Consider the following 15,709-nt stretch of genomic DNA (forward strand, 5'->3'; position numbering starts at 1 on the left):
CACGGGCAAGGGAGTCAGCGGCCAATGGCGGACGACGAAAAGATCCTCGACTACCTCAAGCGGGTCGCGGCCGACCTCCACCAGACGCGCCAGCGGTTGCGTGACGTGGAAGCGGGCCGGCAGGAACCCATCGCGATCGTCGGCATGAGCTGCCGGTTCCCCGGCGGGGTGAGCACCCCGGAGCAACTCTGGGAACTGCTCGCCGAAGGCCGCGACGCACTCACGCCGGTCCCGGCCGATCGAGGCTGGGAAGCGGGCGCGCCCGACGACGGGCAGCCGCGGCCGTCCGGCGGGTTCATCCCCGCGGCGGACTTCGACCCGGAGCTGTTCGGGATCAGCCCGCGTGAGGCGCTGGCGATGGACCCGCAGCAACGGCTGCTGCTCGAGACGTCGTGGGAGGCGTTCGAACGCGCGGGGATCGACCCGCTGTCGCTGCGCGGCGAACGGGTCGGCGTGTTCGCGGGCACCTCGGGCCAGGACTACGGCATGGTGGCGCAGCTCGCCGCCGACGGCGCCGAAGGCCACGCCCTGACCGGGACCGCGGCCAGCGTGCTGTCCGGGCGCGTCTCCTACGTGTTCGGCCTCGAAGGCCCGTCGGTGACCGTGGACACCGCGTGCTCCGCGTCGCTGGTCGCCCTGCACCTCGCCGCGCACGCCCTGCGCCAGGACGAGTGTTCGCTGGCGCTGGCCGGTGGCGCGACCACCATGGCGACACCGTCGGTGTTCGTCGAGTTCGGCAGGCAGGGCGGGCTGTCGACGGACGGGCGTTGCAAGGCGTTCGCCAAGGCCGCCGACGGCACGGGCTGGGGCGAAGGCGCCGGGCTGCTGGTGCTGGAACGGCTCTCGGACGCCCGTCGCCACGGCCACGACGTGCTCGCGGTGCTGCGGGGGTCGGCGATCAACTCCGACGGCGCGTCGAACGGCTTGACGGCGCCGAACGGGCCGTCCCAGCAACGGGTGATCCTGCAGGCGCTGGCCAACGCCGGCCTGGCCACCGAACAGATCGACGCGGTCGAAGCGCACGGCACCGGCACCGTGCTCGGCGACCCGATCGAGGCGCAGGCCCTGCTGGCCACCTACGGCAAGGGCCGGCCGGCCGGGCGGCCCTTGCTGCTGGGCTCGATCAAGTCGAACATCGGCCACACCCAGGCCGCGGCCGGGGTCGCCGGGGTCATGAAGATGGTGCTGGCGATGCGGCACGGCACGCTGCCCCGCACCCTGCACGTCGACGAGCCGACGCCGCACGTGGACTGGTCCACCGGTGGCGTTTCCCTGCTGACCGAACCGGCCACCTGGCCGGAGACCGGCGAACCGAGGCGCTTCGGCGTCTCGTCGTTCGGGATGAGCGGCACCAACGCGCACGTGATCATCGAGCAGGCGCCGCAGCCGGAGCCGGTCGCGGTCGCCGGGGACGCCCCGATGGCCGTCGTGCCGTGGGTGCTGTCCGGGAAGACCGAAGCGGCCCTGCGGGCACAGGCCGGGCGGCTCCTGTCGCACGTGGACGTCGTCGGGCTCGACCCGGCCGACGTCGGCTTTTCCCTGGCGACCACGCGTGCCGCCCTGGAGCAGCGCGTCGCGGTGCTCGGCGCGGACCGCGAGGAGCTGCTCGACGGGCTGCGGGCGTTCCTCGACGGCACCGCCAAGCCCACCGTCCTGCGGGGCGAGGCCGTCGAAGACGCGCAGGTGGGATTCCTCTTCTCCGGCCAGGGCGCGCAGCGCGGCGGGATGGGCCGGGGGCTGTACGAGCGGTACCCGGTGTTCGCGAAGGCGTTCGACGCCGTGTGCGCCGGACTCGACCGCCACCTCGACCGTCCCGTCAAGGACGTCGTGTTCGACGGTGGTGACCTGGTCGACCGGACGGTGTACACGCAGGCCGGCCTGTTCGCCGTCGAAGTGGCGTTGTTCCGGCTGCTGCGGCACTGGGGCGTCACCCCGGAAGTCCTTTTCGGACACTCGATCGGCGAGCTGGCCGCGGCCCACGTCGCGGGGGTGCTCACCCTCGAGGACGCGACCACGCTGGTGGCCGCGCGCGGGAAGCTGATGCAGGCGCTGCCGTCCGGCGGGGCGATGGTGTCCCTGCGGGCGGCCGAGGCCGACGTCCGGCCGCTGCTGACCGGCGACGTGGCCATCGCGGCCGTGAACGGCCCGGAGTCGGTCGTCATCTCGGGTGACGAGGACGCCGTGCTCGCGCTGGCCGCCCGGTTCGGCAAGGCGAAGCGGCTGCGCGTCGGCCACGCGTTCCACTCCCCGCGGATGGACGCGATGCTCGAGGAGTTCCGGCGGGTCGCAGCCGGGCTGACCTACTCGGCGCCCGAAATCCCGATCGTGTCGGACCTGACCGGCGAGCTCGCTTCGGCCGAGCTGTGCGAGCCCGGGTACTGGGTCCGCCACGTCCGCGAGGCGGTCCGCTTCGGCGACGGTGTCGAGTGCATGCGCCGGCTCGGCGTCACCACGTTCCTGGAGCTGGGCCCGGGCGGTGTCCTCACGGCGATGGGCGCGGACTGCCTGGCCGACACCGCCTGCGCGTTCGTCCCGGCCCTGCGCCAGGACCGCGCCGAACCCGCCGCGGTCACCGCGGCGCTCGCGCAGCTGTTCACCCGCGGGGCCGGGATCGACTGGCCGGTGTTCTTCGAGGGCTCGGGCGGGCAGGTGGTCGGGCTGCCGACGTATGCCTTCCAGCACCGGAGCTTCTGGCCGAAGCCGTCGGCCGGCCGGCCCGGCGACGTCGCCGCGGTCGGGCAGGCCGGCGCGGACCACCCGCTGCTGGGCGCGGTCGTCACCCGGGCCGACGGGGACGGCGCGCTGTTCACCGGCCGGCTTTCGCTGCGGACCCACCCGTGGCTGGCCGACCACACCGTGCTGGACACCGTGCTGCTGCCGGGCACCGCCTTCGTCGAACTGGCGATCCGCGCGGGCGATCAGCTGGGCTGCGGCCGGATCGCCGAGCTGACCCTGGAGACCCCGCTGATCCTGCCGGAGCGCGGCGGGCTCGCGGTGCAGCTGACCGTCGACGCCGAAGACGAGTCGGGACACCGGTCGCTGAAGCTGTACTCGCGCCCGGACGACGACACGGGCGAGCAGCCGTGGACCCGCAACGCGAGCGGTGTCCTCGCCACCGGCGGCGGAGCCGAGCCCGACTGGGCCGACTTCACCGAGTGGCCACCGGCGGGCGCGACCGAAATCCCGGTCGTCGAGTTCTACGAACGGCTGGCCGAGGGCGGTTACGGCTACGGCCCGGCCTTCCAGGGGCTGCGGAAGGTGTGGCGGCGCGGCCCCGACGTGTTCGCCGTGGCGAGCCTGCCGGCCGAGAGCGTCGCCGAGGCTGCGCTGTTCGAGCTGCACCCCGCGCTGTTCGACGCGGCCATGCACTCGCTGGCGATGCAGGACGTCGGCCGTGGCGGCGGCCCCGGTGGGCAGCGCCTGCCGTTCTCGTGGACCGGTGTGCGGTTGTACGCGACCGGCGCATCCGAACTGCGGGTCCGGCTCTCGCCGGCGGGCGCGGACGGTGTCGCGGTGGCGCTGGCCGACCAGACCGGCGCTCCGGTCGCGTCGGTCGAGGCGGCCGTGCTGCGGCCGGTGTCGCGCGACCAGCTGGACCAAGCCCGGAGCGGCCGGCGGGAATCCGTGTTCCGGGTCGACTGGCCGCTCGCCGAGCTGCCCGGAGCCGACCCCGGCGCCGCCGGCTGGGCCGTGCTGGGCGACGACCCGTTCGGCCTCCCCGCCGCCGAGCGGTACCCGGACTTCCCGGCGCTGCGCGCGGCGGTCGACGGCGGTGCGGCGATGCCGCCGGCCGTGCTGGTGCCGTGCGCCGCGCCGTCGCCGTCCGTCGAAGCCGCGCACGCCGGTGCCGCCGGTGTGCTCCAGCTGGTGCAGGAAGTCCTTTCCGACGACCGGTTCGAGGACACCCGGGTCGTCCTGGTCACCCGGAACGCGCTGGGCGCGACAGCCGACGACCGCGTCGAAGGCTTCGCGCAGGCCACGATCTGGGGGCTGATCCGCTCGGCCCAGTCCGAGCACCCGGGCCGGTTCCTGCTGCTCGACCTCGACGGATCGGCCGCCTCCGGCCGCGCGGTGCCCCGCGCGCTGGCGCTCGGCGAACCCCAGGTCGCCCTGCGCGGGGGACAGGCCCGCGCGCCCCGGCTCGTGCGGGCCGTCGTCCCCGACGAGCCGCCGCCCTTCCCGATGGACCCGGACGGCACGGTGCTGGTCACCGGCGCGACCGGCACGCTGGGCCGGCTCTTCGCCCGGCACCTCGTCGAAGCCCGCGGCATGCGGCGGCTGCTGCTGCTCAGCCGGCGCGGGCCGGCGGCCGAGGGCATGGCGGAGCTGGAAGCCGAGCTGACCGGGCTCGGCGCCACCGTCACCGTCGCCGCCTGTGACGTCTCGGACCGGGACTCGCTCGCCGCGGTGCTCGAGACCCACCCGGTCGCCGCCGTGGTGCACGCCGCGGGCGTCACCGACGACGGCGTGATCGGCTCGCTCACCGCGGACCGCGTCGCCGCCGTGCTGCGCCCGAAGGTCGACGCCGCGGTGCACCTGCACGAGCTCACCAAGGACCTCGGCCTGTCGGCGTTCATCATGTTCTCCTCGGTGGCCGCGACCTTCGGCGGGCCGGGGCAGGGGAACTACTCGGCGGCCAACTTCTTCCTCGACGCGCTCGCGCAGCACCGCCGCTCGCTCGGACTGGCCGCGACTTCGCTGGCGTGGGGCCTGTGGGCCGACCGGAGCGGGATGGCGGGCACCCTCGACGACCGGCAGCTGGGCCGCATCGGCCGCTCCGGCGTCACCGCGATGTCTTCGGAGGAAGGCCTCGCGTTGTTCGACACGACCTGCGGCCTGGCCGACGCCCTCCTGGTGCCCGCCCGGATCGACCTCGGCGCCCTGCGCGGCGCGGTGTCCCGGTCCGGCGTGCCGCCGGTGCTGTGGGACCTGGTCCGGCTGCCCGCGCGGCGGGCCGCGGCGTCGGGTGAGGCCGCGGCTTCTTCGCTGGCGCAGCACATCCAGGGGCTGCCCGAGCCCGACCGCGTGGGGGTGGTCCTCGACGTCGTGCGCGCCGTGGCCGCGGGCGTGCTGGGGTACGCCTCGCCCGCGGAGATCGACCCGCGGCGCGCGTTCAGCGACCTCGGCGTCGACTCGCTGCTGGCGGTCGAGATGCGCAACCGGCTGCAGGAGGTGACCGGGCTGCGCCTGCCGTCGACGTCGGTGTTCGACTACCCGACGCCGTCGGACCTCGCCGGGCACCTGTGCGAGCGGGTCCTCGGCCTGCCCGTCGAAGTCGCCGCCGTGGCCGGCGCCGTGCACACCGGCGAGCCGATCGCGATCATCGGGATGAGCTGCCGGCTGCCCGGTGCCGTCGACACCCCGGAGCAGCTGTGGCGGCTGCTCGCCGACGGCGTGGACGCGGTCACGGAGGTGCCCGCCGGCCGCAACTGGGGCATCCAGGGACTCCAGGGTGGCTTCCTCGAGCACCCCGGGGAGTTCGACCCCGCGTTCTTCGGGATCTCACCGCGCGAGGCCACCGCGACCGACCCGCAGCAGCGGCTCCTGCTCGAAACCTCGTGGGAGTCGCTGGAACGCGCCGGCATCGACCCGGAAACCCTGCGGGGCAGCGACACCGGCGTGTTCGTCGGCTCCAGCGGCCAGGACTACACCAGCCTGCTGGGCCAGGCCTCGGACGGCATCGAGGGCTACCTCCTCACCGGGACCACGGCGAGCGTCATCTCCGGCCGCGTCTCGTACTTCTTCGGGTTCGAAGGCCCCGCCGTCACGGTGGACACCGCGTGCTCGTCGTCCCTGGTGGCGTTGCACCTCGCGGCGCAGGCCCTGCGCCAGGGGGAGTGCTCGATGGCGCTCGCGGCCGGGGTGATGGTGATGGCGACCCCCGGCGGGTTCGCCGGGCTCAGCGGCCAGGGCGGGCTCGCCCCGGACGGCCGGTGCAAGTCGTTCGCCGAGGCCGCCGACGGCAGCGGCTGGAGCGAGGGCATCGGCGTCCTGGCCGTCGAACGGCTTTCGGACGCCCGGCGCAACGGGCACCCCGTGCTGGCCGTGGTCCGGGGTTCGGCGATCAACCAGGACGGCGCGTCGAACGGCCTGACCGCGCCGAACGGGCCGTCGCAGCAACGCGTGATCCGCCAGGCGCTGGCGAACGCGGGACTGGCCCCGAGCCAGGTCGACGCGGTCGAAGCGCACGGCACCGGCACCGTGCTGGGTGACCCGATCGAAGCGCAGGCCGTGCTCGCGACCTACGGGCAGGAGCGTGCCCACCCGCTCTGGCTGGGGTCGATCAAGTCGAACATCGGGCACGCGCAGGCCGCCGCCGGGATCGCCGGGGTGATCAAGGTGGTGCTGGCGATCCGGCACGGTGTGCTGCCGCGCAGCCTGCACCTCGACGAGCCCACGTCGCACGTCGACTGGACCTCGGGCGCGGTTTCGCTCCTGCGGGAGGCGACGCCGTGGCCGGAAACCGGCGAGCCGCGCCGGGCCGCGGTGTCCTCGTTCGGCATCAGCGGCACCAACGCGCACGCCATCATCGAGCAGGCGCCCGCGGAGCCGGTCACCCCGGCCGGGCCCGGCGACCCGGCCGTGCTCACCGGCCCCGCGACCCCCTTCGTCCTGTCGGCCCGGACGGCCCGCGCCCTGCGCAACCAGGCCGCGCGGCTGCACACGGCCCTTGTCGAGGGCGACGTGTCCGGCACCGACGCGGACCTCGGCTTCTCCCTGGCGACGAGCCGGGCGCGGTTCGAGCACCGCGCGGTCGTGGTCGGCACCGGCCGCGACGCGCTGCTGAACGGGCTCTCCGCGCTCGCGGCCGGGGACGAAGCCCCCGGCCTGGTGACGGGTGTGGCCGGCACCCCCGGCAAGCCGGTGTTCGTGTTCCCCGGGCAGGGTGCGCAGTGGATCGGCATGGCGACGGGGTTGCTCGAGTCGTCTCCGGTGTTCGCGGGTGCGATGGCCGAGTGTGAGCAGGCGCTGTCGAAGTGGGTGCCGTGGTCGCTGACTCGAGTGCTCGCCGATTCGGAGATGTTGGCCCGCGTTGATGTGGTGCAGCCGGCCTTGTGGGCGGTGATGGTGTCGCTGGCCCGCCTCTGGCAGGCGTGTGGTGTGCAGCCGGGCGCTGTTGTCGGGCATTCGCAGGGTGAGATCGCCGCGGCGTGTGTGGCGGGTGCGTTGTCCCTGGAGGACGGCGCGAAGGTGGTTGCCCTGCGGTCGTTGGCGATCCGGGCGCTGGCCGGTGGCGGGGGAATGGTGTCGGTCGCGTTGCCGGCCGACGAGGTCCCGGACTTTGTCGCGGTCGCGGCGATCAACGGTCCCGCCTCGGTGGTCGTGTCGGCGGATCCGGCTGGGGTGGAAAAGATCCTTTCGTGGTGTGACGAGCGAGAGGTGCGTGCCAAGCGGATCGCGGTGGATTATGCGTCGCACTCCCCTCAAGTGGAGGAGTTGGAGAAGGAGCTCGACACGGTGCTGGCGGGGATCAGTCCCCGTAGCGGGAGTGTGCCGTTCTATTCCACGTTGACCGGGGATCTGCTCGACACCAACGAACTCGATTCCGGTTACTGGTATCGGAATCTGCGCAACCCGGTGCTGTTCCACACGGCCGCCGAGGCGTTGCTGGCTCAGGGACACAACGTGTTCCTGGAGATGAGCCCGCATCCGGTGCTGACGATGGCGCTCAGCGACACCTTCGACGCCGTGGGCAGTGACGCGGTCGCGTTGGGGACGTTGCAGCGCGACCGCGACGAGCCCACGCAGTTCTCGACCGCGCTGGGCGAGGCGCACACCAAGGGCGTCGGCGTCGACTGGGCGGCCTTCTTCGCCGGGCACCGGCCGCGGCGGGTCGACCTGCCCACGTACGCCTTCGACAACGAGCACTACTGGCTGCGGATCCCGGCCGGGGCGGCCGGCGACGCCGCGTCCATCGGGCTCTCCGTCGTGGCGCACCCGATGGTCGCTGCCGGGGTCCCGCTCGCCGACGGTGCGGGGTACCTCTTCAGCGGGCGGCTGTCCGCGCAGACCCACCCGTGGATCGCCGAGCACCTGGTCATGGGCACGATTCTGGTGCCGGGCACCGGGTTCCTCGAAATCTCCACCCGCGTCGCCCGCGAAGTCGGCTGCGAAACGGTGCAGGAGCTCGTCCTCGAGGCGCCGCTCGTCCTCCCGGAGGAGGGCGGCACGCACGTCCAGATCACGGTCGGTCCCCTCGACCAGAACGGACGGCGCTCCTTCTCCGTGCACTCGCGGCCCGACGAAGGCGACCACGACCAGTCCTGGCTCCGGCACGCCACCGGGGTACTGGCCGACACCGGCGCCGCCGGGACCTTCGACCTCGGCACCTGGCCACCGGCCGGGGCGAACGCGCTGGACCTCGGCGGCTTCTACGAGTCCGCCGCCGAAAACGGGTACGCCTACGGGCCGATGTTCCGCGGCCTGCGTGCGGCGTGGGAGCGCGACGGCGACGTCTTCGTCGAGGTCGCGCTGCCCGACGACGCGAACGACGCCGGGGACTTCGGCCTGCACCCCGCGCTGCTCGACTCGGCGCTGCAGGCGACCGGGCTGGGCCTGCTGAGCATCGGCCAGAAGGACGACGACGCCGGCAAGGCCCGCCTCCCGTTCGCCTGGCAGGGGGTGACCCTGCACGCCACGGGGGCGGCCACCCTGCGGGCGCGGCTTTCGCCCACCGGAACCTCCGGTGTCGCGTTCGAGGTCGCGGACGCGACCGGCGCGCCGGTCGCGACGATCGCGTCGCTGGACCTGCGCACCATCGAGCCCGACCAGCTCAAGGCGGCCGCGGGCCCGCGCCAGGACTCGCTCTTCACGATCGACTGGGTGCCGCTCGGCGCCACCACGCCGTCGTCCGGCCGCCGCTGGGCGGTGGTCGGCGCGGCGCCGGCGAACCTGGCCGCGGCCGGGGTGGACAGCACGCCGTACGCCGACCTCACCGAGCTCGGCGCGGCGATCACCGACACCTCGCCCGCCCCCGACGTCGTGTTCCTCCCGGCCGCCTCCTCGGCCGGGGTCGACGCCGGTTCCGTGCACACGCTCGTGCTGGACGTCCTCACGGTGATCCAGCAGTGGCTGGAAGACGAGCGGTTCGGCTCGTCGCGGCTCGTGGTGCTGACGTCGGGCGCGGTGGCCGCCCGGCAGGGCGAGGACGTGCCGGACCTGGCCGCGGCCGCGGTGTGGGGGCTCGTCCGGTCCGCACAGGCGGAGGAGCCCGGCCGGTTGACCCTGCTCGACGTCGACGGCAACGACACGTCGTGGACGAACCTCCCGTCGGCGATCGGCGCGCCGGAGCCCCAGCTGGCGGTGCGTTCGGGCGCGGTCCTCGCGCCACGGCTGGTGCGGGCCACCCCGGCGGAGCAGGCGAGCGCCGTCGAGCTCGCCCCGGACGGGACGGTGCTCGTCACCGGCGGCACCGGGATGCTCGGCGCGGTGTTCGCGCGGCACCTCGTGGCCCGGCACGGCGTCCGGCACCTGCTGCTGCTGAGCCGGCGCGGCCCGGACGCCCCCGGCGTCGCCGATCTGATCGCCGAACTCGAGGCCGCGGGCGCCGCCGTTTCGGTCGTGGCCTGTGACGCGGCGAACCGCGACGAGCTGGCCGCGGTGGTGGCGTCGGTACCGGCCGAACACCCGCTGACCGCCGTCGTCCACGCGGCCGGGGTCCTCGAAGACGGGGTGGCCGGAACGCTGAACGAGACGCAGGTGTCGGCGGTGCTGCGGCCGAAGGTCGACGCCGCGGTGAACCTGCACCACGTGACGAAGGACCTGGCGGCGTTCATCGTGTTCTCCTCCGCGGCCGGTGTCTTCGGCAGCTCGGGACAGGGCAACTACGCCGCCGCCAACGCCTTCCTCGAAGCGCTCGCGCACCACCGCGGCGCGAGCGGCCTGGCCGGCACCGCGCTGGCCTGGGGCTTCTGGGCCCGGGGCAGCGGCATGACCGGGCACCTGACCGACATGGACCGGCGCCGGATGACGCGCGCCGGGTTCACCGGCCTGACCGAGGACGAAGGGGTGGCGCTGTTCGACCTGGCCCGCCTCGTCGACGAGCCGGTCCTCGTCCCGGCCCGGCTGGACCTCACGGCCATGCGAGCGCAGGCGGCGGCGGGTTCGCTCCCGCCGCTGATGCGCAAGCTCGTCCGCGGGGCGGCACCGCGCGCCGCGGACGCCGACGGTGCCGGTGACGGCGGAACCTCGCTGGCGCACCGGCTCGCGGGACTGTCCGAACAGGAACGCGACCGGGTCGTGCTCGACCTGGTCCGGGTCCGCGTGGCGGCCGTGCTCGGCCTCAACCGGCCGGACGAGGTGGACCCGGACGGGGTGTTCAAGAAGCTCGGCTTCGACTCGCTCCTCGCCGTCGACCTCCGCAACCGGCTGAGCGCGGCGACCGGGCTGCGGCTGCCGGCCACGCTGGTGTTCGACTTCCCGACGCCGTCCGAACTGGCGGAGCACCTCCGCACCGAGATGGTGCCGGCCGGACCGGCGTCGAACGCGCCGGTGCTGGCCGGGATCGACCGGCTGGAGGAGCTGCTGACCGGCGTCGGCCAGGACGACACCGAACGCGTGCGGATCACCACGCGCTTGCACGACCTGATGTCCAAGTGGGGGGACACCAGGGCTGTGGTGCCGGAAACGGCCGGCCAGCAGGACATCGACTCGGCCAGCGACGAGGAGATCTTCGAGTTCCTCGGCACCGAGTTCGGCATCTCATGAACAGTCGGCGACGACCGACCAGCCACGTCGAAGGGGTCAGCGAAACCATGTCCGAGGACGAAAAGCTCCGGTACTTCCTCAAAAAGGTCACCACCGAGCTGCAGGAAACCAAGGGGCGGCTGCGTTCCGCCGAAGAACGCGACTACGAGCCCATCGCCATCACCGCGATGAGCTGCCGCTTCCCCGGCGGCGTCGGCACCCCCGAACAGCTGTGGCAGCTGATGATGTCCGGGGTCGACGCGCTCACGTCGTTCCCCGAGGACCGGGGCTGGAACTTCGAGGACCTGTTCTTCCGCGACCCCAGCGAACCCGCGCGCAGCTACGCGCTGGAGGGCGGCTTCGTCCACGACCTCGCCCAGTTCGACCCGGAGTTCTTCGGGATCTCACCGCGTGAGGCCCTCGCGATGGACCCGCAGCAGCGGCTGCTGCTGGAGGCGTCCTGGGAGGCCGTCGAACGGGCGGGCATCGACATGAACTCCCTGCGCAACACCGAAACCGGCGTGTTCGTCGGGATGACCCCGCAGGGTTACGGCACGTCGGTCACGGTTCCGCCGGAGGGCACCGAGCTGTACCTCGGCACCGGCAACACCACGAGCGTCGCGTCCGGCCGGATCGCCTACACCTTCGGGTTGAACGGTCCCGCGGTCACCATCGACACCGCCTGCTCGTCCTCGCTGGTGGCGCTGCACCTCGCGGCGCAGTCGCTGCGCAAGCAGGAATGCTCGATGGCGCTGGTCGGCGGCATCACGCTGATGGCCAACCCCGGCGCCTTCACCGAGTTCAGCCGGCAGCGCGGGCTCTCCGGGAACGGCCGCTGCAAGGCGTTCGCCGCCAACGCCGACGGCACCGGCTGGGGCGAGGGCCTCGCCGTGGTCCTGACCGAGCGCCTGTCCGACGCCCGGCGCAACGGCCGACCGGTGCTCGCCGTTCTCCGTGGCTCCGCGATCAACCAGGACGGCGCGTCGAACGGGCTGACCGCGCCGAGCGGCCGCGCCCAGCAGAAGGTGATCCTGCGCGCGCTCGAGGACGCCCGGCTCTCGCCGGCGCAGGTCGACGCCGTCGAGGCACACGGAACGGGGACGAAGCTCGGCGACCCGATCGAGGCGCGGGCCCTGCTGGCGACCTACGGCAAGAACCGGGCCGGCAAGGACCCCCTGTGGCTGGGATCGGTCAAGTCCAACATCGGGCACACCCAGGCGGCGGCCGGCGCGGCCGGGCTGGTGAAGATGGTGCTGGCCGTCCAGCACGGCGTGCTGCCCCCGACCCTGCACGTGGAGCACCCGTCGGAGTACGTCGACTGGTCCTCCGGCGAGCTGGCGCTGGTCACCGAGCCGACGCCGTGGCCGGAGACCGGCAAGCCGCGCCGCGCCGGGGTGTCGTCGTTCGGGGTGAGCGGTACCAACGCGCACGTCATCCTGGAGCAGGCCGCGCCCGAGGACACCGAGGCCCCCGAGCCCGCCGAAGGGGACGGCTCGCCGCTGACCGTGGCGGCCGTGCCGCTGGTGGTGTCGGGCAACTCCGAGCAGTCGCTGCGCGCCCAGGCCGCCCGGCTGCGCGCGCACCTGACGGCGAACCCGGACCTGCGGCTGCCCGACGTGGGCTATTCGCTCGCCACGAGCCGGGCCTGCTTCGACCACCGCGCCGTGGTGCTCGCCACCGGCCGTGACGAAGCCGTCGAGGCACTCGGCCGGATCGCCGCGGGCAAGGACGGACCGGCGTTCGTGCGGGGCACCGCGGGCCGGTCCGTGCGCCCGGTGTTCGTCTTCCCGGGGCAGGGCGCCCAGTGGGTCGGCATGGCGGCCGGCCTGATGGAGTCCTCCGAGGTGTTCGCGGAGGCGATGACGGAATGCGAACAGGCGCTGTCGGTGTGGGTGCCGTGGTCGCTGTCGGTGGTCCTCGCCGACCCGGCGATGCTGGCCCGCGTCGACGTCGTGCAGCCGGTGCTGTGGGCGGTCATGGTCTCCCTGGCGCGGCTCTGGCAGTCGTGCGGCGTGGAGCCGGGCGCGGTCGTGGGGCACTCGCAGGGTGAGATCGCCGCGGCGTGCGTCGCGGGCGCGCTGTCGCTCGACGACGGCGCCAAGGTCGTCGCGCTGCGGTCGCGGGCGCTGCGGGCGCTGGCCGGCGGTGGCGGCATGGTGTCCGTCGCCCTGCCCGCCGACCAGGTCCCGCTGTGGGACGGCCGGGTCGCAGTCGCCGCGGTCAACGGCCCCGCCTCGGTGGTCGTCTCGTCCGACCCGACCGGCCTGGACGAAGTCGTGGCGTGGTGCGAGGAGCGGGGCGTGCGCGCCAAGCGCGTCGCGGTGGACTACGCGTCCCATTCCGTCCAGGTCGAAGAGCTGGAGAAGGAACTCGACACCGTGCTCGCGGGCATCAGCCCCCAGGCCGGGTCGGTGCCGTTCTACTCCACGCTCACCGGGGACCTGCTCGAGACCACCGAGCTCGACGCCGGTTACTGGTACCGCAACCTGCGCAACCCGGTGCGGTTCCACACCGCCACCGAAGCGCTGCTGGCCCAGGGCTACCCGGTCTTCCTCGAGATCAGCCCGCACCCGGTGCTGACGATGGCGCTCAACGACACCTTCGACGCCGCCGAAAGCGACGCGGTCGCGCTGGGCACGCTGCAGCGCGAGCGCGACGAGCCGGCGCAGTTCCTGACCGCGCTCGCGACCGCCCACACCAAGGGCGTCCGCGTCGACTGGGCGGCGCTCCACGCCGGGCACCGGCCCCGCCGGGTCGACCTGCCCACCTACGCCTTCCAGCACGAGCGGTACTGGATCGATGACGCCATCGTGCACCGGGAGGACACCGCCGTCAGCGGGTCCGCCACGGCCGATTCGGGGTTCTGGGCGGCCGTCGAACAGGGCGACCTGACGTCACTCGCCGACACCCTGGGCGCGGACGGCGCCGTGCGCGAGTCGCTCGGCGTGGTGCTCCCGGCGTTGTCGTCGTGGCACAAGCGCAGCGAAGCCAAGGCCGTCGCGGACGACTGGCGCTACCACGTCACGTGGAAGCCGCTCGCCGGGGCGACGGCGGCGAAGCCGTCGGGAACCTGGCTGCTCGTGGCGCCCGCCACCGAGCCGGAGACGACGGCGGTGTGCGCCGGGGTACTGGCCGGGCACGGGGCCGAGGTCGTCACGGTCGTCGTGGCCGGCGACGAGATGGACCGCGACTCGCTGGTGGTGAAGGTCGACGAGGCGCTCGTCCGGCTGCCGGCCGGGGTCGAGGTGACCGGCGTGCTGTCGCTGCTGGCGCTCGACGAAACCCCGAAGGACGACCACCCGTCGGTGCCCCGTGGTTTCGGCGGGACGGTCGGTCTCGTGCAGGCGCTCGGCGACGCGTTCGTCGACGCCCCGCTCTGGTGCGCCACGCGGGGCGCGGTCTCGGTGAGCCCGGTCGACCCGCTGACCGGGCCGCTGCAGGCGATGACCTGGGGCCTGGGCCGGGTGGCCGCCCTGGAACACCCCGACCGCTGGGCCGGGCTCGTCGACCTGCCCGCGGAGCTCGACAAGCGCGCGGCCGAGATGCTCGGTGCCGTGCTCGCCGGCGCGGGTGCCGAAGACCAGCTCGCGATCCGCTCGTCCGGCACGTTCGTCCGCCGGATCACGCGGTCGCGCTCTGGTGGCGCGAAGGCGGTCCGCTCGTGGCAGCCCTCGGGCACGACGCTGATCACCGGTGGCACCGGCGCCCTCGGCGGGCAGGTCGCCCGCTGGCTGGCCCGCTCCGGGGCCGAGCACCTGGTGCTCGTCAGCCGTCGTGGGCCGGACGCGCCGGGCGCGGCGGACCTGCGGGACGAGCTCACCGCGCTGGGCAGCCGGGTCACGGTGGCGGCCTGCGACGCCGGTGACCGGGACGCGCTGGCCGGCCTGATCGCGTCGATCCCGGCGGCGCAGCCGCTGACCGCGGTCGTGCACACCGCCGCGGTGCTGGACGACGGCCTGATCAACAGCTTCAACGTCGGCCAGTTCGAGAACTCCCTGCACGCGAAGGCGCTCGCCGCGGCGAACCTGCACGAGCTGACCAAGGACCTCGACCTGTCGGCGTTCGTCCTGTTCTCCTCGTTCGGCGGCATCGTCGGCACCCCGGGACAGGGCAACTACTCGCCGGGCAACGCCTACCTCGACGCCTTCGCGCAGTACCGCCGGACCCAGGGCCTGCCGGCGACCGCGGTGGCGTGGGGCGCCTGGGGCGGCGGCGGCATGGCCGACGGTCCGTTCGGGGAAGCCCTGCGCCGGCACGGCCTGCGCGAAATGGCCCCGGAGCTGGCCACCACCGCGCTGCACGACGCGCTGGAGCGGGACGAAACCGGGCTGCTGATCGCCGACATCGACTGGGAGCGGTTCTTCGTCGCGTTCACCGCGACCCGGAACAGCCCGCTGCTGTCCGACGTCTCGGACGTGCAGGCGCTCGTCCGCGCCACCGGCGGCACCGGGTCCGACGCCGTCGACGAGTCGTCGGCACTGGTCCAGCGGCTCGCCGGGCTCACCGAAGCCGAACAGAACTCGGCGCTGCTGGAAATGGTGCGGGAACAGGTCGCGTCGGTGCTCAACTTCACCGGTCCGGAGGCCGTCGCGCCGAAGCGGGCGTTCCCGGATATCGGCTTCGACTCCGTCACCGCGGTCGAACTCCGCAACCGCATGGTGGTGAAAACCGGATTGCGGCTGCCGGTCACCTTGGCGTTCGATTACCCGACGCCGAAGGAGCTCGCCGAATTCCTCCTGGAAAAGGTGATGCGCGACGGCGACACGGTCGCCACGGCCGCGCTGGCGGAACTGGACCGGATCGAGACCGCGCTCGCCGCGGTCGGGCCGGACGACCCGGGGCGCACCCGGGTGGCGATGCGGATGCAGTCGCTCGTCGCGAACTGGCAGACCCTTCGCGAAGAAGCATTGGAATCCGCGGGTGAAGACCTCGAAGAGGCCACGGATGACGAAATGTTCGCCCTGCTCGGCAAGAAGTTCGGTATATCTTGACCACACCACCGCTGGGGTGGGTGGTCTGAGCG

General features: G+C 73.6%; 2 protein-coding genes. Both read left to right on the forward strand.

Features of this window, described 5'->3' with window-relative positions:
* The first annotated feature begins 24 nt into the window (after positions 1-24).
* Entirely contained in the window at positions 25-10,707 is a 10,683-nt protein-coding gene (locus ACLJQE_RS24460; RefSeq protein ID WP_410641660.1) for a type I polyketide synthase, read from the forward strand.
* A complete protein-coding gene (locus tag ACLJQE_RS24465; RefSeq protein WP_410641661.1) occupies positions 10,704-15,677 on the forward strand; it encodes a type I polyketide synthase in 4,974 nt (1,657 codons plus the stop codon). The genes ACLJQE_RS24460 and ACLJQE_RS24465 overlap by 4 nt, the downstream gene beginning before the upstream one ends.
* The last annotated feature ends 32 nt before the right edge of the window (positions 15,678-15,709 follow it).

This window comes from Amycolatopsis sp. lyj-346 (assembly GCF_046548975.1).
In the GTDB taxonomy this organism is placed as follows: domain Bacteria; phylum Actinomycetota; class Actinomycetes; order Mycobacteriales; family Pseudonocardiaceae; genus Amycolatopsis.